24 protein-coding genes are annotated in these 21,486 nt (G+C 67.6%); 6 read left to right on the plus strand and 18 right to left on the minus strand.

Annotated elements, in window-relative coordinates; genetic code table 11:
- Nucleotides 1–282: 282 nt before the first annotated feature.
- From ybgC to ruvC, 5 genes are all read right to left on the minus strand, one after another.
- Complete coding sequence (gene ybgC / locus BUA54_RS06110) at nucleotides 283–672, minus strand: tol-pal system-associated acyl-CoA thioesterase (RefSeq protein ID WP_072856351.1); 390 nt, start codon at nucleotides 670–672, stop codon at nucleotides 283–285.
- On the minus strand, nucleotides 669–1,268 hold the full coding sequence (locus BUA54_RS06115; protein ID WP_072856660.1) for a hypothetical protein: 600 nt from the start codon (nucleotides 1,266–1,268) through the stop codon (nucleotides 669–671). Before BUA54_RS06115 ends, ybgC begins: the two co-directional genes overlap by 4 nt.
- 144 nt (nucleotides 1,269–1,412) lie before the next feature.
- Nucleotides 1,413–2,432, minus strand: a complete 1,020-nt coding sequence (gene ruvB / locus BUA54_RS06120) for a Holliday junction branch migration DNA helicase RuvB (RefSeq protein WP_072856352.1) — start codon at nucleotides 2,430–2,432, stop codon at nucleotides 1,413–1,415.
- 48 nt (nucleotides 2,433–2,480) lie between these two features.
- On the minus strand, nucleotides 2,481–3,131 hold the full coding sequence (ruvA, locus tag BUA54_RS06125; protein ID WP_072856353.1) for a Holliday junction branch migration protein RuvA: 651 nt from the start codon (nucleotides 3,129–3,131) through the stop codon (nucleotides 2,481–2,483).
- Nucleotides 3,128–3,646: a crossover junction endodeoxyribonuclease RuvC gene (gene ruvC / locus BUA54_RS06130; protein WP_072856354.1), complete on the minus strand. Its 519-nt coding sequence runs from the start codon at nucleotides 3,644–3,646 to the stop codon at nucleotides 3,128–3,130. Before ruvC ends, ruvA begins: the two co-directional genes overlap by 4 nt.
- A 294-nt stretch (nucleotides 3,647–3,940) precedes the next feature.
- On the opposite strand from ruvC, the gene BUA54_RS06135 reads away from it, so the two are divergent.
- Nucleotides 3,941–4,153 carry a DUF1127 domain-containing protein gene (locus BUA54_RS06135; RefSeq protein ID WP_072856355.1) on the plus strand — a complete coding sequence of 71 codons (213 nt, stop codon included), beginning with the start codon at nucleotides 3,941–3,943 and terminating at the stop codon, nucleotides 4,151–4,153.
- A 130-nt stretch (nucleotides 4,154–4,283) separates the two neighbouring features.
- Here BUA54_RS06135 and BUA54_RS06140 read toward each other — a convergent pair whose 3' ends face one another.
- From BUA54_RS06140 to msrA, 3 genes are all read right to left on the minus strand, one after another.
- Complete coding sequence (locus BUA54_RS06140; protein ID WP_072856356.1) at nucleotides 4,284–4,628, minus strand: hypothetical protein; 345 nt, start codon at nucleotides 4,626–4,628, stop codon at nucleotides 4,284–4,286.
- A 94-nt stretch (nucleotides 4,629–4,722) separates the two neighbouring features.
- Nucleotides 4,723–5,589 carry a 50S ribosomal protein L11 methyltransferase gene (locus BUA54_RS06145; protein WP_072856357.1) on the minus strand — a complete coding sequence of 289 codons (867 nt, stop codon included), beginning with the start codon at nucleotides 5,587–5,589 and terminating at the stop codon, nucleotides 4,723–4,725.
- 95 nt (nucleotides 5,590–5,684) lie between these two features.
- On the minus strand, nucleotides 5,685–6,332 hold the full coding sequence (msrA, locus tag BUA54_RS06150) for a peptide-methionine (S)-S-oxide reductase MsrA (protein WP_072856358.1): 648 nt from the start codon (nucleotides 6,330–6,332) through the stop codon (nucleotides 5,685–5,687).
- A 151-nt stretch (nucleotides 6,333–6,483) separates the two neighbouring features.
- On the opposite strand from msrA, the gene BUA54_RS06155 reads away from it, so the two are divergent.
- Nucleotides 6,484–7,683 carry an MFS transporter gene (locus tag BUA54_RS06155; RefSeq protein ID WP_072856359.1) on the plus strand — a complete coding sequence of 400 codons (1,200 nt, stop codon included), beginning with the start codon at nucleotides 6,484–6,486 and terminating at the stop codon, nucleotides 7,681–7,683.
- A gap of 242 nt (nucleotides 7,684–7,925) precedes the next feature.
- On the opposite strand, the gene BUA54_RS06160 is transcribed toward BUA54_RS06155, so the two are convergent.
- A complete protein-coding gene (locus BUA54_RS06160) occupies nucleotides 7,926–10,118 on the minus strand; it encodes a primosomal protein N' (protein ID WP_072856360.1) in 2,193 nt (730 codons plus the stop codon).
- 232 nt (nucleotides 10,119–10,350) lie between these two features.
- Here BUA54_RS06160 and BUA54_RS06165 point away from each other — a divergent pair, with 232 nt between their 5' ends.
- From BUA54_RS06165 to BUA54_RS06175, 3 genes are all read left to right on the plus strand, one after another.
- Nucleotides 10,351–11,067: a DUF484 family protein gene (locus tag BUA54_RS06165; RefSeq protein WP_072856361.1), complete on the plus strand. Its 717-nt coding sequence runs from the start codon at nucleotides 10,351–10,353 to the stop codon at nucleotides 11,065–11,067.
- On the plus strand, nucleotides 11,064–11,978 hold the full coding sequence (locus tag BUA54_RS06170; RefSeq protein ID WP_072856362.1) for a tyrosine recombinase XerC: 915 nt from the start codon (nucleotides 11,064–11,066) through the stop codon (nucleotides 11,976–11,978). Before BUA54_RS06165 ends, BUA54_RS06170 begins: the two co-directional genes overlap by 4 nt.
- Nucleotides 11,979–12,166: 188 nt before the next feature.
- Nucleotides 12,167–12,862 carry a CDP-alcohol phosphatidyltransferase family protein gene (locus tag BUA54_RS06175; RefSeq protein WP_072856363.1) on the plus strand — a complete coding sequence of 232 codons (696 nt, stop codon included), beginning with the start codon at nucleotides 12,167–12,169 and terminating at the stop codon, nucleotides 12,860–12,862.
- On the opposite strand, the gene BUA54_RS06180 is transcribed toward BUA54_RS06175, so the two are convergent.
- The 8 genes from BUA54_RS06180 to BUA54_RS06210 all read right to left on the minus strand — a co-directional run bounded on the left by BUA54_RS06180 (nucleotide 12,859) and on the right by BUA54_RS06210 (nucleotide 19,530).
- Nucleotides 12,859–13,695 carry a DMT family transporter gene (locus tag BUA54_RS06180; RefSeq protein ID WP_072856364.1) on the minus strand — a complete coding sequence of 279 codons (837 nt, stop codon included), beginning with the start codon at nucleotides 13,693–13,695 and terminating at the stop codon, nucleotides 12,859–12,861. The two genes, BUA54_RS06175 and BUA54_RS06180, sit on opposite strands and share 4 nt — an antisense overlap.
- Nucleotides 13,692–14,147, minus strand: coding sequence for a methylated-DNA--[protein]-cysteine S-methyltransferase (locus BUA54_RS06185; protein WP_072856365.1), 456 nt, complete (start codon nucleotides 14,145–14,147; stop codon nucleotides 13,692–13,694). The genes BUA54_RS06180 and BUA54_RS06185 overlap by 4 nt, the downstream gene beginning before the upstream one ends.
- A 127-nt stretch (nucleotides 14,148–14,274) precedes the next feature.
- Nucleotides 14,275–15,054 carry a transglutaminase-like domain-containing protein gene (locus BUA54_RS06190; RefSeq protein ID WP_072856366.1) on the minus strand — a complete coding sequence of 260 codons (780 nt, stop codon included), beginning with the start codon at nucleotides 15,052–15,054 and terminating at the stop codon, nucleotides 14,275–14,277.
- Nucleotides 15,055–15,263: 209 nt separating this feature from the next.
- A complete protein-coding gene (locus tag BUA54_RS06195; RefSeq protein ID WP_072856367.1) occupies nucleotides 15,264–16,685 on the minus strand; it encodes a TRAP transporter large permease in 1,422 nt (473 codons plus the stop codon).
- Nucleotides 16,686–16,688: 3 nt separating this feature from the next.
- Nucleotides 16,689–17,402, minus strand: coding sequence for a TRAP transporter small permease (locus BUA54_RS06200; RefSeq protein WP_072856368.1), 714 nt, complete (start codon nucleotides 17,400–17,402; stop codon nucleotides 16,689–16,691).
- Nucleotides 17,403–17,504: 102 nt separating this feature from the next.
- Nucleotides 17,505–18,515, minus strand: a complete 1,011-nt coding sequence (locus tag BUA54_RS06205) for a DctP family TRAP transporter solute-binding subunit (RefSeq protein WP_072856369.1) — start codon at nucleotides 18,513–18,515, stop codon at nucleotides 17,505–17,507.
- Nucleotides 18,512–18,670, minus strand: coding sequence for a hypothetical protein (locus tag BUA54_RS21185; protein WP_178352713.1), 159 nt, complete (start codon nucleotides 18,668–18,670; stop codon nucleotides 18,512–18,514). The genes BUA54_RS06205 and BUA54_RS21185 overlap by 4 nt, the downstream gene beginning before the upstream one ends.
- A gap of 8 nt (nucleotides 18,671–18,678) precedes the next feature.
- On the minus strand, nucleotides 18,679–19,530 hold the full coding sequence (locus BUA54_RS06210) for a cobalamin B12-binding domain-containing protein (protein ID WP_072856370.1): 852 nt from the start codon (nucleotides 19,528–19,530) through the stop codon (nucleotides 18,679–18,681).
- Between the two features lie 174 nt (nucleotides 19,531–19,704).
- On the opposite strand from BUA54_RS06210, the gene BUA54_RS06215 reads away from it, so the two are divergent.
- A complete protein-coding gene (locus BUA54_RS06215; protein ID WP_072856661.1) occupies nucleotides 19,705–20,874 on the plus strand; it encodes a cytochrome P450 in 1,170 nt (389 codons plus the stop codon).
- Nucleotides 20,875–20,904: 30 nt separating this feature from the next.
- On the opposite strand, the gene BUA54_RS06220 is transcribed toward BUA54_RS06215, so the two are convergent.
- Entirely contained in the window at nucleotides 20,905–21,366 is a 462-nt protein-coding gene (locus BUA54_RS06220) for an Lrp/AsnC family transcriptional regulator (protein ID WP_072856371.1), read from the minus strand.
- Nucleotides 21,367–21,486: the final 120 nt, after the last annotated feature.

The raw sequence follows: 21,486 nt of genomic DNA on the forward strand, positions 1-21,486 counted from the left end.
TGCTCTGTCGTTTGGCCGCTTGCGCGATCTGATTGGCGGCGATTCTAGCGGAACGGGCGCCGAACGCCAACGGCAATCCGCGCGGCAGCGCGGCGACCCGCCGTCCAGGGCGGTCGGAACCGATCAAGACTCCGTGCGGTCGTGCAACAGAGCGGCTGGATCGTAGACGCGGAAAACGCAATGGCGACGGATCTTGCACCTGTGACCGGATATCACACGCGACCGGTCAGACCGCCACCAACCTGCCTTGCGGCGGCACAGTCAGCCAATCAGCATGCTGTTTCACGGCACCTGCCCCCGCAGGGTCGCGGGCAGGCGTGTCGGACGCCCGTCCAGCGTCATGCAGACGGCGGTGACTTCGGCACGGAACAGCACCCGATCCCCATGCAAGACCTCCTGATCGAAGACCCAGCGCACGGCCGAGGCTGCCCGGTGCGCCGTCCGCACCACCAGCCGGTCGTCCAGTCGCGCGGGGGCGAGGTAATCCGCGACCACCCGCGTCACGACGAAGACGATGCCGTCGCGGTCGCGCATCTCGCGTTGGTTCAGCCCCAGCAATTCGACCAGTTCCGACCGCCCCCGCTCGATGAACTTCAGATAGTTGGCGTAATAGACCACACCGCCCATGTCGGTGTCCTCGTAATACACCCGAACCGGCATCTCGTGCGTCATTGCATCTTGCCCACCCGTGCCGCGACCCGCAGCGCGTGACTTGCATCACGCGCCACCGCGGGCATCACAGGATCGTAGACGGCCCGGACGATCCCGGCCACCTCCGGCCGGATCACCGCCGCCCCCTCCAGCAGCGCCAGCGGCGAGACATCCAGGAAGGCGCGGTCGGACCAAAGCACGATGGTCTGCACGGCCTGGCTCAGCGCCAGCGTGTCGGCGCTGACCGCCGCCAGATGCGCATCCATGCGCAGGAACACGAAACAGGCCCGGATCGCGCCCGCCGCGTCGAAGCGGAAGATGCGGTACTGGTTCGCCTCCGCCCCCTGCAACCGGTCCACCAGCGGGCCAAGGTCCGGCACCAGCCGGTCCAGATGCGGCACCTCCGTCAACTCCGCCCAGTCGCGACAGAAGAAGACCATCAGGTTCGCGCCCAGTTCCATGTCGGTCTCGGCCATCCGGTGCCCGGCCAGCGCCACCACCGCCTCGATCGCGCCCTTGAAGACCGACAGCGTCGCGTCGTCCACGCCGAAGACCACCGGCACGATCGGCCGCCCCCAGCGCGCGCACAGATAGCTGCCGTCGCCGCGCGTGAACATCGCCTCGATCTCCGCCGCCTCAACCGTCACCGCCGCCGTCCTCGCTTTTTCCAAAATACTCCCCCCGGAGGGTCCACCCCTGCCCCACGCGCAGAGGGACGCCCCATCATCTTCCCGGATAAACGCCCCGCAAAGCGTCCGGCGTCAGTCAAACAGATCGCCCTCGCGTCGTGGCGCATCCAGTCCCAGGTGCCGCCAGGCGTCCCGCGCCAGCATCCGCCCGCGCGGCGTGCGCTGGATCAACCCCTTCTGCAACAGGTAAGGCTCGATCACATCCTCCAGCGAATCCCGGCTCTCGCTCAGCGCCGCACTCAGCGTCTCGACCCCCACGGGCCCGCCGCCATAGCTCTCGGCGATCAGGCGCAGATAGCGCCGGTCGGCGTTGTCGAGCCCCAGGTCGTCCACCCCCATCCGGGTGAGCGCCCGGTCGGCGATGGCCCGGTCGACGGTGCCGTCGCCTTCCACCAGCGCGAAATCCACCACGCGCCGCAACAGTCGCCCGGCGATCCGCGGCGTGCCCCGCGCGCGGCGCGCGATTTCCATTGCGCCGTCCGGCGTCGCGGGTGCCCCCATCAGCCGCGCACCGCGCGTCACGATCTCGTTCAGCTCGCCTTCCGTATAGAACTCCAGCCGCACCGGAATGCCGAACCGGTCGCGCAACGGCGTCGTCAGCAGGCCCATCCGCGTCGTCGCACCCACCAGCGTGAAGGGCTGCAGTTCGATCCGCACGGTCCGCGCCGCCGGCCCCTCTCCGATCACAAGATCGAGGGCGAAATCCTCCAACGCCGGATACAGCACCTCCTCCACCGCCGGATTCAGCCGGTGGATCTCGTCGATGAACAGCACATCGTTGGGTTCGAGGTTCGTCAGGATCGCCGCCAGGTCCCCCGCCCGCGCCAGCACCGGGCCAGAGGTCATGCGAAACCCGACCCCCAGCTCGCGCGCCATGATCTGCGCCAGCGTCGTCTTGCCAAGCCCCGGGGGCCCGTGGAACAGCACGTGGTCCATCGCGTCCTTGCGCATCTTCGCGCTCTCGATGAAGACGCGCAGGTTCGCCCGCGCCTCCGCCTGACCGATGAAGGCCTCCAGCGTCTGCGGCCGCAGGGCGCGGTCCGCATCCTCCGGCAGCGGATCGGGCCGCAGGGTCGGGTCGATATCGGACATCAGGATTCACCAGCGAGGAGGGACGGCAGGACCGACGAGCGCACCACCCTACCCCTTCGGGGCCAGCAGCTTCAAGGCGGCGCGGATCACCTCGCCCGTCGTGGACTCCGGCGTCATCGCCTCGGCCACCGCCGCCGCCGCGTCAGACGGGGCATAGCCAAGGTTCACCAGCGCCGACAACGCCTCGCCCTGCGCGGGGTTGGCCTTCGCCGCCGCCTTGCGCGGCCGGCCGGCCGGCGTATCCTCCGCGATCACCACGTCGTCACTGTCGACGACATCGCCCCCCATCGCCATGACGGCGGGCGCCTTGTTCTTCAGCTCGATCGCCGCGCGCTGCGCGATCTTGGGGCCCACGCCCTTCGCTTTCGCCAGCGCATGCCAGTCGCCGAGCGCGATGGCCTTTGACACCCCCTCCGGCCCCAGCGCGCCCAGAATCGCAAGCGACGCCTTCGCCCCGATTCCCTGCACGCCCATCAGCAGCCGGTGCCACTCCTTCTCGACCAGCGACGTGAACCCGAAGAGCTGCAGCACATCCTCCCGCACCAGCAGATCGGTATAGAGCGCCACCGCCTCGCCATTCCCCGGCAGGCCCGCCATGGTCCGGTCGCTGACATGGACGAGGTAGCCGACCCCCCGCACATCGATCAGCACATGGTCCGCGGCGCGGTAGTCCAGCCGCCCGGCGATCCGCCCGATCACGAGGCGACCCGCGCGGCGGCCTTGGCCAGCGCCTTGTCCAGATGTCCCGCCGACTGCAGGTGGTGCGCGTGGCAGATCGCGATCGCCAGCGCATCCGCCGCGTCGGGCCCCGCCAACGCCACGCCCGGCAGCTGCAACCGCACCATGTGGTCGATCTGTGCCTTGGCCGCGTGGCCCACGCCAACCACCGCCTTCTTGACCGCGTTGGGCGCGTATTCGCCCACCTCGATCCCCGCCTGCGCCACGACCAAAAGCGCGATGCCCCGCGCCTGACCCAGCTTCAGCGTACCGACGGCGTCCTTGTTGACGAAGGTCTGCTCCACCGCCGCCCGATCCGGTGCATGGGCGATCATCACGGCGGACAGGCCTTGGTAAAGCGCCAACAGCCGTTCGGCCAGGTTGTCGCCCAGCCCGTGGCAGATGCCGTTCGCGACATGGGTGATCCGGCTGCCCTGTACGTCGACGACACCCCAGCCCATGTTCCGCAACCCCGGATCGATCCCCAATACCCGCATCTCGCCCTCGTTCTTTTCTTGTGATTGCGCCACCGTTAGCACAAAGCGCGAACGCAAACCAAGCGTCCCGTCTCTTGCATCGCCCCGACCGGCCCCCAAGCTGCAGACCAGCCGACATCCACCCTGGACCCCGTTGCCCGGGAATCGCGCCGCCTGCCCGTTTTCATGGCATTCATAAAACGCATAAGGGGTGTGCATTTATCGGGGGTAGTGGCATGGCCCGCGCGGGACTAGGTGGCAGGCATCACCGCAATCGCCGCGGATCGCGGCACAGATATTTTCAGGAGCCATTCCATGGCATCGCTCAATTCGACCCGCATGAACCCCGCCCTGACCGGCGGCATGACGTCCGGGATCTTCACCGCCTTCGTGTCCCGCCTCAGCGCGTGGAACGATGCACGCATCACCCGCAAGTCCCTGTCCCAGCTCTCCGCGCGAGAGCTCGACGATATCGGCCTGTGCTACGGCGACATCAAGGACGTGGCCGCCGGCGGCCTGCGCCGCTGATCGACCAGCCCGACCGAGACATGCAAACGCCGCGCCCGGACCCCTCCGGCGCGGCGTTTCCACGTCTGCCCTTCGGCTCACAAGCAATTTCGCTCGCGACCCCCGTCGCCATGCCCCGAAGTTCCGCAGCTCAGCGCTGCAGCAGCCGGATCACCCCTGCGAGAGCAACGGAGGCCGGGTCCGGCTGCATGACCCAGGCGCCCGCCCGCTCTACCGGGCGACCCGTTTCCAGAATGGCCAGCCTGTCCGCATAAGCCGGCGCGTCGAAGGTGGCCAGCAGATAGGCCTTGAACGCCAGACCGATCAGCAGGGCAAGGCACAGGCCCCGCCACGGAAACACCAGCGTCACGTGCTGCGGGCGCGGCACGATCAGGTTGTTGCTGTCGACGGTCAGGCCGAAGCCGCCAGCCAGCCTGCGTCGCTGCTGCATGATCCGGCCAACGCGGTTTTCGAAAGGCTTGTGTTCCAGTGCCATGGCAGTCCCCGAAGGCCCCCACCTTCTGCATCCGAAACTGAGGTCGAATTGTGGCAATTCCAAGGCACGCCGCATTTTCGTACCGGTTTTCGCCTTATTTGGTTAATGTCAGCGTCGTCCAGTCGACAATGCTGTCCCTTCGGACCTCATTGAAGCCGGCGCGTGCATAAACCGCTGCCACGTCATCCGCCTGTTCGTTCAGGATGCCCGACAGAATCGCCGTGCCGCCGGCCTGTGTGGCCCGTGCCATGTCATCCGCCAGCGCGATCAGCGGCCCCTTGAGGATATTGGCAAAGACCAGATCGAAGGGCGCCGCCGCCGCAAGCTCCGGCGCGTCGAACCCGGCCGCCACGACGCAGCGCACCCGACCGTCCAGTCCGTTCGCCGTCACGTTTGCCGTCGCGACCTCGACCGCCAGCGGATCGATGTCCGACGCGAGCACGACATTGGGGCTGACATGCGCTGCCGCCATCGCCAGCACGGCCGTGCCGCAGCCCACGTCGATCACGTTCTGCGGCACCGTGCCCGCGTCGACCATGCGGTCGAAGGCCAGCAGGCAGCCCAGCGTCGTGCCATGATGACCGGTGCCGAAGGCCATCGCCGCCTCGATCAGCAGCGGCACGCGGCCCGTCGGCACCTTGTCCGCATCGTGGCTGCCGTAGACGAAGAAGCGCCCCGCATCGACCGGCGGCAGGTCGCGCCGCACCTTGGCGACCCAGTCCTCGTCCGGCACATCAGAGACGTTGAAATCCTTGACCCCGTGCACCATGGCCAGCACCGCCAGTCCCGCCCGGTCCGGGGGATCGGTGAAATAGGCCGCCACCTCGAACAGGCCGGACCCGTCCTCCACCTCGAAGACGCCGATGCCCGTGGGCTCCGGCTGCAACGCCTCCAGCGCCGTGGCGAGCCCTTCGGCCACCTCGCGCCCGGTCGTCGTGGTCAATGCGGTGTAGGTTGTCATGGCGCCTGTCTCCTTCGCTGGTCGCCAGTTAGGCGCTGTCCCGCGAGGCGTCAAACGCGAAAGGCCCCGGCGTCCACCGCCGGGGCCTTGCCGGATCAGGCGTTCACGCCGATCGGACAGGTCACACCCGTGCCGCCGATCCCGCAATAGCCGTTCGGGTTCTTCGCCAGATACTGCTGGTGATAGCCTTCCGCGAAGTAGAACTCCGGCGCATCGACGATTTCGGTCGTGATCGCGCCGTAGCCCGCTTGCGTCAGGCGCGGCTGGAACGTCTCGCGGCTGGCCTCCGCCGCTGCCTTCTGCTCCGCGTTCGTGGCATAGATGCCGGACCGGTACTGGGTCCCCGCATCGTTGCCCTGCCGCATGCCCTGCGTCGGGTCGTGGCCTTCCCAGAAGACCTGCAGCAGATCGTCATAGCCGATCTTCGCGGGATCGTAGACGACGCGCACCACCTCGTTGTGACCGGTCTTGCCGGTGCAGACTTCCTCATACGTCGGGTTCGGCGTGTAGCCGCCGGCGTAGCCCACGGCCGTGGTCGTGACGCCGTCCAGCGTCCAGAACATCCGCTCGACGCCCCAGAAACAGCCCATGCCGAAGATCGCCACCGCGTGCCCCTCCGGCACGTCATGGATCGGCGTATCGAGGACGAAGTGCATCTTTTCCGTCGGGATCGCCTGATCGCGGCCCTTCAGGGCATTTTCGGGCGAGACCATTTCCGACTTGGCGCGGGACATGAAGAACATGTGGAAACCTCCTGTGCGGGTTGCCCCCGTCATATAGGCGGTTCGCGCGACAATGCCACGCCCCGGACCGGCTTTGTCACGGGTCCCCTTGCGACCGTCACGCGGGTGTGAGCAACTGCAGCCAGACGGCCACCATCCGCAGGACAGTTCCATGACGATCACGTCGCGTACCGGCACCCACCTTACCGTTCTCGTGATGCTGGGTGTGTCGCACCTGCTGAACGACATGATGCAGTCCCTGATCCCCGCCGCCTACCCGATCCTCAAGGAGGCCTACGCCCTCGACTTCGTGCAGATCGGGATGATCACGCTGACCTTCCAGATCGCGGGCGCCCTGCTGCAGCCTGTCGTCGGCCTGATCACGGACAAGCGCCCCGCCCCCTATTCGCCGGTCGCCGGCATGATGTTTACCCTCTCGGGCCTCGTCTGCCTCGCCTTCGCGCAAAGCTACGCGATGATCCTCGCCTCGGTGGCGCTGATCGGCGTCGGCTCGTCGATCTTCCATCCAGAAGCGACGCGCATGGCCCGCTATGCCGCAGGCAGCCGCCAGGGGCTTGCTCAGGGCATCTTTCAGGTCGGCGGGCAGGCGGGCGGTGCCCTCGGTCCCGTCGCCGCGGCGCTGATCATCGTGCCCTGGGGCCAGCCCAGCCTCGCGGCATTCGCGGTCTTCGCCCTGCTGGCGATGCTGCTGCTGGGCTGGATCGGCAGCCAGCAGCGCAGCATCAGCGCGGCCTTCGCCGCCCGCCGCAAAAGCCAGAGCGACGGCGCGCCGGCCCCATCCCACGGCACACGGACCATCGCGATCAGCCTGATCGTGCTGACCTTCCTGATGTTCACCAAGAATACCTACGGCGAAAGCTTCCGCTCCTTCTATACCTTCTACCTGATCGACCGCTTCGGACTCTCGATCCCGGCCAGTCAGCTGATGCTCTTCGTCTTTCTGCTTGCCGCCGCCGTCGGCGTGCTGGTCGGCGGCATCGTGGGCGACCGGATCGGGCGGCGCCGGATCATCTGGATCTCGGTCCTCGGTCCGCTGCCCCTCACCCTCATGCTGCCCTACGCCGATCTGTTCTGGACGGGCGTGCTGACGGTGATGATCAACCTCGTCATGGCCAGCGCTTTCGCCGCCATCCTGATCTATGCGATGGACCTCCTGCCGGACCGCATCGGGCTGATCGGCGGCCTGTTCTACGGTCTGAATTTCGGCCTCGGCGGCATCGCCGCGGCGATCCTCGGCGTGCTGGCGGAAAGCTACGGCGTCCAGTCGGTCTACCGCATCTGCGCCTTCCTGCCCCTCGCGGGCCTGCTGATCTGGTTCCTGCCCAGAATAGAGGAGCCCCACGGCACCTGAGATCTGACAAGAGGACAGAGGCCGCAGGGGACGGTGGGCGGGGCGCCTTCGGGCGTCAGCCCGAACAGCGTCGTCCCACCGTACCGCTGCACGTCACATGTTTCGTCACTGGACCTCCTCTGCCGTTGCGTCTGATCCGATCCTGCGCCCGAACCCGTTAAAGAACCGTTCAATATGACATAATATGTATCGCATGCGAAACATTTGCATTTTGCAATGTATCTTCGCCCCGCGACGAGGCGTCAGTAAAAGCTCTGGGGATCGATATCGATCGCCATCCTCAGATCGCCGCGCAGCTTGAACTGTCCCGCCCATTCCGCCAGCGCCGCCTGCAGGGGTGCCGACTTTTCCGCCTTCACCAGCAGCCGCACCCGGTGTCGCCCCCGGATCCGGGCGATCGGCGCGGGTGCGGGGCCAAAGACCTGCGCCCCGATCCGCCGCAGTGGCGCATCCGCCCGCGCCAGCGCGGTGCCGAGGTCGAAGACCTCCTGCACGTCCGTCGAACTCAGCACGATCCCGGCCATGCGGCCATAGGGCGGCACCCCCGCCGCCCGCCGCTCGGCCGCCTCGGCGGCCCAGAAGGCTTCCTCGTCGCCCGCAACGATCGACCGGATGACAGCATGCTCCGGCTGGTAGGTCTGCAACAGCGCCTCGCCCGGCGCCTCGGCCCGGCCGGCACGTCCCGCGACCTGCCGCATCAGCTGGAACGTCCGCTCCGCCGCCCGCAGGTCGCTGCCCTGCAACCCAAGGTCCGCGTCGATCACCCCCACCAGCGTCAGCTTGGGAAAGTTGTGCCCCTTCGCCACCAGCTGCGTGCCGATGATGATGTCGGTGCCGCCCGCCGCGATCTCTGCGATATGGGCCTTCATCGCCCGGGCCGAGCCGTAGAGGTCGGAGCTCAGCACCGCGACCCGCGCGTCAGGGAACAGCGCCTGCACCTCCTCGCCCATCCGTTCCACCCCGGGGCCGACGGCGCTCAGCTTGCCTTCGACCTGACAATGGGGGCAGACGGTCGGCATCGGCTTCGTGGCGCCGCACTGGTGGCACATCAGTCGCTTCAGGAAACGGTGCTCCACCATTCGGGCGTCGCAGTCGTCGCAGCCGATCTGGTGCCCGCAGGCGCGGCAGAGCGTGACCGGCGCATAGCCGCGCCGGTTGAGGAACACGAGGCTCTGCTCTCCCTTGTCCAGCCGGTCCCGCATCGCCGCGCGCAGCGTCGGCGACACCCAGCGCCCGCCGGGGAGATCCTCGGTCCGCATGTCGATGGCGGCCATCCGCGGCATCACCGCGGGCCCGAACCGCGAGGTCAGTTCCAGCCGGCGATACTTCCCCGCCTCCACGTTGGCCCAGCTTTCGAGGCTTGGCGTGGCCGAGGCCAGCACCACCTGCGCCCCCGTCCCCGCCGCCCGCAGCACCGCCATGTCGCGCGCGTTGTAAAGCACGCCATCCTCCTGCTTGTAGGAGGTGTCGTGCTCCTCATCCACGACGATCAGGCCCAGGTCGCGGTAGGGCAGGAACAGGGCAGACCGCGCGCCGACGACAAGGTCCGCGTCCCCCTGCCCCACCATGCGCCAGCAGCGCCGCCGTTCTGTCTGGGTCACGCCGGAATGCCACTCCGCCGGGCGCTGCCCGAACCGCGCCTCGACCCGGTCGAGGAACTCTCCGGTCAGCGCGATTTCCGGCAACAGCACCAGCGCCTGCCGTCCGGCCCGCAGGCAGGCGGCGACGGCCTCCAGATACACTTCCGTCTTGCCGGACCCGGTGACGCCCTTCAGCAAGGTGGTGCCATAGGTGCCCGAGGCCACCGCCTCTGCCAGCACCTTGGCTCCCGCCGCCTGATCGGGCGTCAGGTCCTTGCCGCCGTGGCCGGGGTCGAGCCGGGGATAGGGCGTGTCGCGCGGCGCTTCTTCCTCGGACACGGCGCCCAGTTTCACCATGCCCTTGACGACCGAGGTCCCGACCCCCGCCATGTCCGCCAGTTCCTTCAGCGTGAACGACAGCCCGCCGTAGTCGCGCAGGACCTCCAGCACGGCGCGGCGGGCATCGGTCATCCGCTCCGGCTCTGTCGATCCGAGGCGATAGACCTTCCGCGTGCCCGGCGCCTCGCCCAGTCCCGGCGCGCGCGTCGCCAGCCGCAGCATGGCGTCGAGGGGCGTCAGCGTATAGTCGGCCGCGCGGCTCAGGAACGCGCGCATCTCGTCGCGCATCGGCGCCACGTCGAGGACCCGGAAGATCGCCCTGACCTTGGCGTAGTCGTAATCGCCCGCCCCGGGCCCCCAGACCACGCCGAGGATCCGCCGTGGCCCCAGCGGGACTTCGACGAAATCGCCGACGAGGCAACCGTCCTCCGGCGCCCTGTAGTCCAGCACCCGCCCCAGCGGTTGCGTCGTCAGCACGCCGACCAGTTCGCCTGCATTGAAACGGGATTGCGCCATATCGGCCTTTTCAGGGTTACACCCCTCAGGTAGACTCCCCTTATCCGAACGCCAACCCGTCCGGTGCTGCGTCAGCCGAAGTTTTTCCCGCCTCACCCCGCTGCACCCCGGCCAGGCCAACCACTGAACCCCCCGTGCAACAGCCAAGACCCCTTGCACGACCTCTACAATTTACGGGCGAAATCGGGCGAAAGACCTGCTAGCCTGTCACGAAACAAACAAGAGCAGGCACATGAGCAGCACACCCCTGATGGATACCTCCATCCGCGACCGCATCATCGCGGACCCTGAACTTCTGCTGGAGGATCAGGACATCATGCGCGCCCTCGTCGGCGCCAACGACAGCGCAATGGGCGGCAACATCGTCGATCTGCGCGGCATCGCGATGGAACGTCTGGAATCCCGCCTCGACAGGCTGGAGGATACCCACCGCTCGGTCATCGCCGCCGCCTACGAGAACCTTGCCGGCACCAATCAGGTCCACCGCGCCGTGCTGCGCCTGATGGACGCGACCCGGTTCGAGACCTTCCTGCGCGACTTGGCCGGCGATGTGGCCGACACCCTGCGCGTCGACGTGATGCGCCTCGTCCTCGAAAGCGATTCCGATGGCGAGGATCCGGCAATCCGCCAGTTGGGCGAAGTGCTGAGCGTCGGGCGTCCGGGCTTCTGCGACGCCTATATCACCCGGGGCCGCGACATCCCGGTGCGCGCCGTCACCCTGCGGCAGGTCCAGAACCACGGGGCAGAGGTCTACGGCGAGAAATCCGACTACGTCCGGTCGGAGGCCTGCCTGAAGCTCGACCTTGGCACCGGCCGCCTGCCCGGCATGCTGGTCATGGGGTCGGAGGATCCGCACCTGTTCACACCGCAGCAGGGCACGGACCTGCTGACCTTCTTCGGCGGCGTGTTCGAGCGCAGCATGAGGCGCTGGCTGATGGCCGGCGTATGATCGCGCCGCAGCTGACCGATGCGCTGAACGGCTGGCTGGATCACTGCGCCGCGCTGAACGACGCCGCCGAGAACACGATCACCGCCTACCGTGCCGATGTCATGGGTTTCATGGCCTTCATGCAGGTCCACCACGGCGACGCGGTGGGCCTCGGCCCGCTCGCCCGGATCACCACGGGGGACATGCGGGCGTGGATGGCGCACGAGAGGGGCCGTGGCGTCGGCGCCCGGTCGCTGGCGCGCAGCCTGTCGGCGGTCAAGACCTTCTACCGCTGGCTGTCGGACCGCGAGGGGTTCGAACCCACCGCCGTCCTGACCATCCGCAGCCCCAAGTTCACCAAGAAGCTGCCACGCCCGCTGGAGGAGCCCGCCGCCCGCGCGATGATCGACCGCGTCGAATGTCAGGCGAGCGAGCCCTGGGTCGCCGCCCGTGATACCGCCGTCGTCACGGTGCTTTACGGCTGCGGGCTGCGGATTTCCGAGGCGCTGTCGCTGACCACGCGGCAAAGCCCCCTGCCCGCCACCCTTCGGATCACCGGCAAGGGCGGCAAGGACCGCATGGTCCCCGTCATCCCCGCCGCCCGCGACGCCGTCGCAGCCTATGTCCGCCTTTGCCCGCACGACCTGACCGACGGCGGCCCGCTGTTCCGCGGCCAGCGCGGCGGCGCTCTGAACCCAAGGGCGATCCAGAAGGTGATGGAGGTGTCGCGCCTGCAGCTTGGCCTGCCGGCCACCGCCACGCCGCACGCCATGCGCCACAGTTTCGCCACCCACCTGCTGACCGCCGGCGGTGATCTGCGCAGCATCCAGGAACTGCTGGGCCATGCCAGCCTGTCGACGACGCAGGCCTATACCTCCGTCGACGCCGCCCGCCTGATGGAAGTCTACGATGCCGCCCACCCGCGCGCGTAAGCGGGGTCCGTCGCAAAAGGCTCCCCGGCACACAGTCACAACCCTGTCCGCACGCGCGCCAACGCCTCTGCCCGAGGTCACCGCGTCCTCCTCGCATTTTCGAAAAATACTCCCGCCGGAGGCTCCGACCTTCACAATCCGTGCGACCTTCCGCTAACCTGCGCACAGCCCCAGCCGAAAGCGCCCCGATGACGATCTCGCAAAAAGCCCTCGCCGTTCATCTGCTGACCGCAACCGGCGCCGTCTTTGCCATGCTGGCCATGCTGGCGGCGGTGGATCACGAATGGGCGCTGATGTTCCTCTGGCTGGTGGTCGCCTTCTTCGTCGACGGCATCGACGGGCCGCTGGCGCGCCGCTACGACGTGGAGACGAATGCCGCAGAGTTCGACGGCGTGCTGCTCGACCTGATCATCGACTACCTGACCTATGTCTTCATTCCCGCCTACGCGCTTTACGGATCGGGCCTGATGGACGGCTGGTCGGGCTGGGTGGCGATCATCATCATCACCTATGCCTCTGCCATGTATTTCGCCGACACCCGGATGAAGACGACGGACTACAGCTTCTCTGGCTTTCCGGGGTGCTGGAACATGCTGGTTCTGGTGCTTTTCGCGATCGCGCCGGCGTGGTGGGTCTGCCTTGGCCTCGTCGCGGTGCTGGCGGTGACGATGTTCGTGCCGGTCAAATTCGTCCACCCGGTCCGTACGAAGCGCTGGCAGGTCGTGACCCTGCCGATGGCGCTGGCCTGGGTCGTCTTTGCGGGCTGGGCGGCCTGGGTGAATTTCGACCCCGGCAGTTGGGCGCATTACGGGCTGATCGTCACCAGCGTCTACCTGACGCTGGCCGGTGCGGCGCAGCAGGTCGTCTACGGCCGCGACGGCTAGATCCGCGTCAGCACCACGCCCGCCACGATCAGCAGGGCGGCCGCGGCCTTTTGCCGGCCCATCGCCTCGCCGAAGACGCGCCAGCCGATGATGACGGCAAAGAGGATCGAGGTTTCGCGCAGCGCGGCCACAAGAGCGATGGGGGCCTGCGTCATGGCCCAGACGACGATGCCATAGGCCATGAAGGAACAGGCCCCGGCGACCAGACCGATGCCCCAGACCCGCCCCGCACGCGGCACCACCGTCCGGCCCCGCAGGGCGAGGATCACGGGCACGTAGAACACCGCGGCGGCGATCAGCAGCCAGCCGGTATAGCCCACCGGATCGCCGCCGACGCGCGCTCCGATCCCGTCTGTCAGGGTATAGGCCGCGGTGGCGCAGGCGGACCCGGCGGCGAAGGGCAACATGCGACGGCTCTCTCCGCTGTCGAAGACGCCGCGCGCCATGACCGCCAGCCCCGCGCCCAGCAGCAGGACACCCGCCACCTCTGTCCCCGACACGGCGTCGAGGGCGAAGATCAGGCTGACCGCCAGCACGATCATCGGCGCCCCGCCGCGGGCCAGAGGATAGACGCGGCTGAGGTCGCCCTGTTCGTAGGCATAGGCGAGGAAGAGCTGGTAGGCCGTATGGATCGCGCCGGAGGCGATGATCCAGACCCAGACCTCGCCCCCCGGCCAGGGGCGGGTGGCGACGACGCAAAGTCCGGTCAGGGCGTTGCCCAGCGTCAGGACCAGCATCGCGGTCTGCTTGTCGGTCCCGCTGCGGATCAGCGCGTTCCAGACCGCATGCAGGACGGCCGCGGCCAGCACTGCGAAGAAGACTGTCAATGTCATATCAGCAGGCCCGCCGCTCCTTCCAGCCGCAGCAGGGCGACCTTGTCCTCGACCCCGCGGGGGCCGGAAAAGCCGCCGAGCCCCTGCGCCCCCAGCACCCGGTGGCAGGGGATGAGGACCGGGATCGGGTTGGCACCGCAGGCCTGACCGATGGCCTGCGCGCTGACGGCCAAGCCCGCGGCAAGATCGCCGTAGGTGCGCGTCTGGCCGTAGGGGATCCGGGTCAGAGCGGTGAGGAAGGCGCGCTGGAATGCGCTGCCGGTGATCGCGAGCGGCACCGTGAAGGCGGTCAGCCGACCCGCGAAATAGGCCGCGAGTTCGGTGCGCAAGAGGTCTGCCAAGGCCCCCTCGGTCAGGGTGCCCGGCCCCCAGCGCAGGCGGGTGATGCAACCATCCTTTGCGTCGGCGCCCAGCGGGCCGAGGGGGCTGTCGTGCAGGATCGTGGCGGTCATGGCGGCGTCCGGGGATCGTGGCGGTCATCCGGCCGGCCGGATCATCCGCCGTCGTCGCTGCCCGTGTGGTCGCGCACCGGGTTACGCGCAGGCAGGGCGGATGACAAGCACCTGCCCTGCCTGCGCGTCACTGGTCGACGGTGACCTGCACCGACTGGTTCTGCAGGCTGACCGGCCCGAAGCTGGAGAAGAACGAAACCTCTGCCGCGTCGAGGCCGACGCCGATCCGGGCGATCTGGTTCGCCGCGGCCATGCCCGTCGCATCGACGAGGTGCCACGTACCGTCGAGGTAGACCTCTGCCACCGCGTGGAAGTCCTGCGGCGTGACGTAGGGGGCATAGACGCTGACGAAGCGGGCCGGAATCGCCGAGGCGCGGGCCAGCGCGATCATGACGTGGGCATAGTCGCGGCAGACGCCCTGACGCTGCACGAAGGTGTCGAGCGCGGTGGTCTGGCCGTTGCTGGACCCGGGCACGTAGCTGAACCGTTCGAAGATCCAGTCGCGCATCTGCGCGATGCGCGCGCCGCCGCTGCTGTCGCCGAATTCGGCGGCGACGAAGTTCTGCAGCTCATCCGACTGGCAATAGCGCGAGGGCATCAGGTAGCGGACCGCATCGCTGGGCAACTGGTGGGGCGGCACCGCGGGCAGCAGTGCGATGTCGAGCGCGGGGCGGTCGACCTCGACCCGCGCGGTGTAGTTGCAGGCGAAATCCTTCTCCACCCGCAGCAGCCTGCGCTCGCCCAGCCCCTCCTCTGCCGAGACGGTGGCGTGGTGCAGCGTGTCGCTGATCGCGATATCGTCGTGGATCACCCGCTGGTCGGCGAAGCTGGGCACGGTGATCTGCAAGATGATGTCGGTGGGGGCCTGCACCGCGTAACGCAGCTGGACGCCGATCTGAAGCAACATGGGGTCATCCTTGAATGGCGGGTCTGGCGGCCCCTGCGCGCCGCGACATGCGGACGGTCGCAAACACCGCAGGATGCGGATTGTTCCGCACCCCCGTGCCGTCGCCGGTGCCGGGGCGCCGGTTGCGGGGCGGGATGCCTTCGGCGAAGTTCCGGGGTCAGGCGAATTTGGGGCGCGGCGCCGCGGGGGGCGGGGCCGCGCCCCTTGCGTCACTTGATGATCGTTTCAGGGCCCATGACCGAATTCGGCAGATAGGTGGAAATGATCGGGATGTAGGTGATCATGATGAGGAAGACGAAGAGCACGGCCAGGAACGGCAGGGCGGCGCGCACGACGGCCATCATCGGCATGTTCGCCACGCCCGAGGTCACGAAGAGGTTCAGGCCGACGGGCGGCGTGATCATCCCGATTTCCATGTTCACCACCATGATGATGCCAAGGTGGATCGGGTCGATGCCGAGCGTGATCGCGATCGGGAAGACCAGCGGGGCGACGATGACGATCAGGCCAGAGGGTTCCATGAACTGTCCGCCGATCAGCAGAATCACGTTCACCACGATCAGGAAGGTGATCGGCCCCAGCCCCGCGCCCAGCAGGGCGTTTGCGATGTGCTGCGGCACCTGTTCGTCGGTCAGCACATGCTTGAGGATCAACGCGTTTGCGATGATGAACATCAGCGTGACGGTCAGCTTGGCGCTTTCGAACAGGGTCGCGCGGGTGTCGCGGTGGAAGAACGCGGTGACGATCGCCACCGGCTTGCGCCAGAGCGGCAGCGGGCGCTGGCCCGGCCCCTGCGACAGGGGCCCCATGTCGCGATAGATGAAGGAGGCCACGAGGAAGGCGTAGACGGCGGCGACGGCGGCGGCCTCTGTCGGGGTGAAGGCGCCGCTTTGCCAATAGATGCCGAAGGGAGAGAGGCTGATCCAGGGGTGACCGTAGATGCCACCCATGATGATGACGATCAGCCCAAGGCCCCAGAGCGAATCGCGAAAGCTGTCACCGACCTCGCCCCAGCCGACCCATTCGCCGGCGGGCATGTTCTTGACCTTGGCCATGACGTAGATCGTGATCATCAGCATGACACCGGCCAGCAGGCCGGGAATCACGCCCGCAAGGAACATCCGCCCGACGCTGACGTCGGTGGCGGAGGCATAGACGACCATCACGATCGACGGCGGGATCAGGATGCCGAGCGTGCCTGCGTTGCAGATCACGCCGGCGGCGAAGTCCTTGGTATAGCCGGCCTTGGTCATCGCCGCGATCACGATGGAGCCGATGGCGACCACGGTGGCGGGGGATGAGCCGGAGAGGGCGGCGAAGATCATGCAGGCCAGAACGCCCGCGATGGCGAGGCCGCCCTGCAGGTGGCCGACGCAAGCGATGGCGAAGCGGATGATGCGTTTCGCGACGCCGCCCGTGGACATGAAGGACGAGGCGAGGATGAAGAAGGGGATCGCCAGCAGCGTGTAGTGCCCGGCCATCGCCTGATAGATCGCCTGCGCCACGGCGGCGAGGGAGGTTTCAGAGAACCACAGCTGGAACAGGATCGAGGCGAGGCCCAGCGACACGGCGATGGGCATGCCGATCAGCAGGAAGCCGACGATCAGGACGAAGAGGAGGAGGACTTCCATGGATCAGTTATCCCTGTTCAGAAGGGCGGCCTCGGCCACGGCGTCTTCGGCTTCATGGCTGACGATCAGGCTGGGCGACCGGTCGGTCCAGATCCGCCAGACCGCCTGCACGACGCGGAACAGGATCAGCAGGGCGGCGACCGGCAGCATGGTGTAGGGCACCAGCCGCGGCATCTTGGCGTATTCGTCGGTCAGGATCTGGCCGCCCTGTTCGTAGGAGTTGAAGGTCGTTTCCAGCCAGGCCTTGAACCATTCGAAGGGGATCGGGATCTGGTCGGTTTCGAAATAGCTTTGGCTGCGGGCGGAGGAATCGAATCCGGTGGGGAACCAGCGTCCCGACGTCGGGGCCATGTCCGCGAAGGGCGCCCAGTAGTCATAGGCCCCTTTCAGGAACAGCAGCGCGTAGAGAATGCAAAGCACGCCCGCGATCAGGGCCACGGCCTTGCGCGGCCCCGGCGACAGCAGGTTGGTGACGGCGTCGACGCCCAGATGCGCGGTGACCTTGAAGGCATAGGCGATGCCGAAGAGCACCAGCCATGCAAAGAGGGTCAGCACGACTTCAAGGCTCCAGATGATGGAGTGGTTGAAGCCGTAGCGCAGGACCACGTTGACGAAGGTCAGAAGGGTCATCACGCCCAGAAGGGCCGAAATGATGGTTTCCTCGATGCCGTTGACGAAGGCCCCGACCGGTCCCCGCGCCTCGTAATGCTGGCTCATCTGCCCCGCCCCCGCTGGTGTGATGGTGAAACGGCCCGGACGCGAGGTCCGGGCCGTGGCGTGTGCCGCAGGTCCGGCGCCGCGCGCCGGGCCTGCGTCGGATTACATGCTTTCGTTGATCTTCTGGGCGGCGTCGATGTTCTCTTGTCCGACTTCGTCGGCGAACTGCGACCACACCGGCTTCATCACGTCGACCCAGGCCTGACGCTGTTCCGGCGTCAGTTCGACGATCTTGCTGCCGGCGTCGAGGATCGCCTGACGGGCTTCGAGGTCGACCTGCGTCACGGCGGCGTTCCGTTCCGTCGTCACTTCGTTCAGGATGGTCAGGAACTGGTCCTTCACCGCCGGATCGAGGCTGTCGAGGAAGTCGGTCGAGGTCACGACCATGTAGTCGATGATGCCGTGGTTGGTTTCGGTGATGCCGTCCTGCACTTCGAAGAACTTCTGGCCGTAGATGTTGGACCAGGTGTTTTCCTGACCGTCGACGACGCCGGTCTGCAGCGCGCCGTAGACTTCCGAGAAGGCCATCGGCTGCGGGCTGGCGTTCAGCGCCTTGAACTGGGCGACCAGCACGTCGGAGGGCTGCACCCGGAACTTGAGGCCGGCGGCGTCGGTGGGTTCGATCAGGGGCTTGTTGGCCGAGATCTGCTTCATGCCGTTGTGCCAGTAGCCCAGACCCTGCAGGCCGCGGCGCTGCATCATGTCGAGCATGCCCTGACCGGTGTCGGACGCCTGGAAGGCGTCGACGGCGTCGATGTTCTTGAACATGAAGGGCAGGTCGAACAGGCGGTAGGCCTTGGTGATGCTTTCGAACAGCGACAGGGAGGGGGCGGCCAGCTGGACGTCGCCGCGCAACAGCGCCTCGATCACCTGCTCGTCGGTGTAGAGCGTGGAGTTCGGAAAGACCTCCATGCACATGGTGCCGTTCATCTCTTCGTTGACGCGGTCCATCAGCAGCTGGGCGGCGATGCCCTTGGGGTGCTTGTCGGTGTTGGTGACGTGGCTGAACTTGACGACGGTCTCGCCCGCGTCGCAGCCCGTGCCCTGCGCCAGTGTCGCGGTCGCCGCGACGGACATCGCCGCTGCCAGGGCTGCGGTTTTCAGGAAAGTCATGCTGTCTCCTCCCAGAGATCGGTTTTGTTGTTCGGACGGGTGCCGAAATGGTTGAACCGTCCTACACCATTGTCCGGGTCAGACAAGGCGATTTCCATACGTCTGATCACAATCTCGCGCAATTTTGCTGCGCGAACAGAGGGGTCGGGCGTCATTGGCGCGATCACGGGGCAGAGGGTCCGTCGTCGCGGGGCGGGGCAAGGCCGGTGATCGCGCGCAGCCGTGCTGCGGCCGTGTCAAGGCTGGCGATGGCCGCGTCGGCCCCGCAGAGCGCGGCCACGTCCGGCGCGTCGAGGATCTTGCCCGCGACCACGAGGGGCGCGACGGGGGCCGCGATGCGCAGGCCGATGACCAGACGGGTCAGGGTCGCGATGTCGCGGATCGCATTTGCGACGATCACCACGGCGGCGAAGCGGGTCGTATCGGCGCGCCCCACGATGCTGTCGTGATCCTCTCCGACCGCGAGATCGACGTCCCAGCCGTCGCGACGGAAGAGGTCGGCCGCCATCTCGCTGGCCAATGTATGCGAATCGCCGGGCAGCACGGCCAGCAGGATGCGGCGGCTGTCGGCGGGCTGGGGGCCGTCGCGGTCGAGCACGTAGCGCAATCCCCGGATGATCCGGAACAGGCGGCCGGAGGCCATCGTGACCTCTGCGAAGGAGATCTCGTCCTCTTCCCACTGCTCGCCCAGATGACGGGCGGCGGCGGCGATGTAGGACAGGTAGATCGTGTGGGCCGAGCTGCCGGCGCGGCGCAGGTTGCGGATGAAACGCTCGGCGGGGTCATCGTCCGCGGCGGTCAGGGTGCTGCAGAACCGGATGATGTCCGCCCGGGTCGGCCCGTCTGTCCCGGCGCCGTAGCGCGGCAGACGGAAGGCGAGGCGGCGCACGACCTCTTGCGCCACGTGGCTGACGGCATCTTCGGGAAGATGGGTCTGCAATCGCTCGAACTGCAGATGCGCCTGCACCCAGGCCGCCCGATCCAGATCGTCCTTGTCGCGTTGCTGACGTGCCATGTGACGGCCCCCGTCCCGATGCCCCCCCCGACCGTGTCCCGCAGGCAAGGGCGTGGCAGCGCCCGTCGGTATTCGATCGTATGCACAGGCTAGCATCACAAATCCGGGCGGGGGTGCGTCAGAACGTCGCAACCGGGGTTGCGATGGTGCGCGATCGGACCGATGGTGCCGCCCATGCAGATCATCAGCCAGAGCCCGACAGACCCCGCCTTCGTGCAGGACCCCTATGCCACCTATGCCCGCATGCGGGCCGCGGGGCCGCTGGTCCGGTGGGCGGACTACGACATGGCCTGCGCCACGGATCATGCGACGGTCAGCGCGGTGCTGCGCGACAGGCGGATGGGCCGGCAGGTGCCGGCGGAACTGGCCCCTGCCCCGGACCCGGCGCGGGCGGGCTTCGACGCCGTCGAGGCGCATTCGATGCTGGAACTGGACGGCGCGCACCACGCGCGGCTGCGCGGGGCGGTGCTGCGGTCCTTTACCAGCCGCAGCATCGCGGCGCTGGCACCCGGCATCCGGGCACTGTGCCACGCCCGGATCGATGCATTCCCGGCGGAGGATTTCGATCTGCTGGACGCCTATGCGCGCCCCGTGCCGGTGATCACCATCGCCCGCCTGCTGGGCGTGCCGGACGCGGCGGCAGACGACCTGCTGCGCTGGTCGAACGCGATGGTCGCGATGTATCAGGCCCGCCTCACCCCGGCGATCATGGCCGAGGCGGAGGCGGCGACGGCCGCTTTCTGCGCCTTCCTGCGCGCTCATCTGGCGATGAAGCGGCAGGCGCCGGTCGACGACCTGATCTCGACCCTGATCGCGGCGGAGATGCCGGAGGTGGACCTGCTGAGCACCTGCATCCTGCTGCTGAACGCGGGCCACGAGGCGACGGTGCACACATTGGGCAATGGCGTGGCCCTGATGCTGGCCGCGGGGGTGCGGCGGTCCGATCCGGCGGCGGTCGAGGAGGTCATGCGCCTCGATCCGCCGCTGCACATGTTCACCCGCTGGGTGCTGGAGGATTGCGAGGTCGCGGGCGAAACCTTTCGGCGCGGCGACCGGATCGCCTGTCTGCTGGGGTCTGCGAACCGCGACGAAACGGTCTGGGACCGGGCGGATATCTTCGATCCCGACCGGACCGGGCCCGCGCATGTGGCCTTCGGCGGCGGCGCGCACTTCTGCGTCGGGGCGCCGCTGGCGCGGATGGAACTGCAGATCGCGCTGGAGGTGCTGTGGGAGCGGTGCCCCGGCCTCATGCTGGCAGAGCCGCCGGTCTACGCGGATGTCTATCATTTCCACGGGCTGGAGCGGTTGAGGGTGCAGGACGCCTCCCGCGGGGGAGTATTTTGAAAAAAGCGAGGACGGGCGAGCGGGGCGGCGTCAGAGCGGCAGGGCGACGGTGGACTTGATCTCCTCCATCGAGAGGAGGGCGGTGACGTTGTGGACCTTCACCTCTGAAATGAGGGCCTGGTAGAAGGTGTCGTAAGCGCGGGCATTGGCGACGCGGACCTTGAGGATGTAATCGATGTCGCCGGCGAGGCGGTGCGCCTCCTGCACCTCTGGCCGCGATTTCAGGGCCTTGAGGAAGCGCTGCTGCCAGTCGGCGTCGTGTTCAGAGGTGCGGATCAGGACAAAGAAGCAGGCGTCGAAGCCCAGCGCCTCGGCGTCGAGGATGACGGTGGTCTGGCCGATCACGCCGGCGGCGCGCAGCTTGCGGATGCGATTCCAGACCGGGGTCTTGGAAGAGCCGACCTCTGCCGCGATGTCGTCGAGGGAGCGGCTGGCGTCGCGCTGCAGGGCCGCGAGAATCTTCCGATCCGTGTCGTCGATGCGGACTGGCATTTCGGTTTTCCCCCGTGTGATGGAACAATGGTTCCCTTCGTCGTTCTGCGTGGAACGCGTGTCCTTATCTAGCGGCACCCGTGGTCAAAAACCAGAACAATGTTCTATATGGAAGGGCAG

It is taken from the genome of Loktanella atrilutea, from assembly GCF_900128995.1.
Taxonomy (GTDB): domain Bacteria; phylum Pseudomonadota; class Alphaproteobacteria; order Rhodobacterales; family Rhodobacteraceae; genus Loktanella; species Loktanella atrilutea.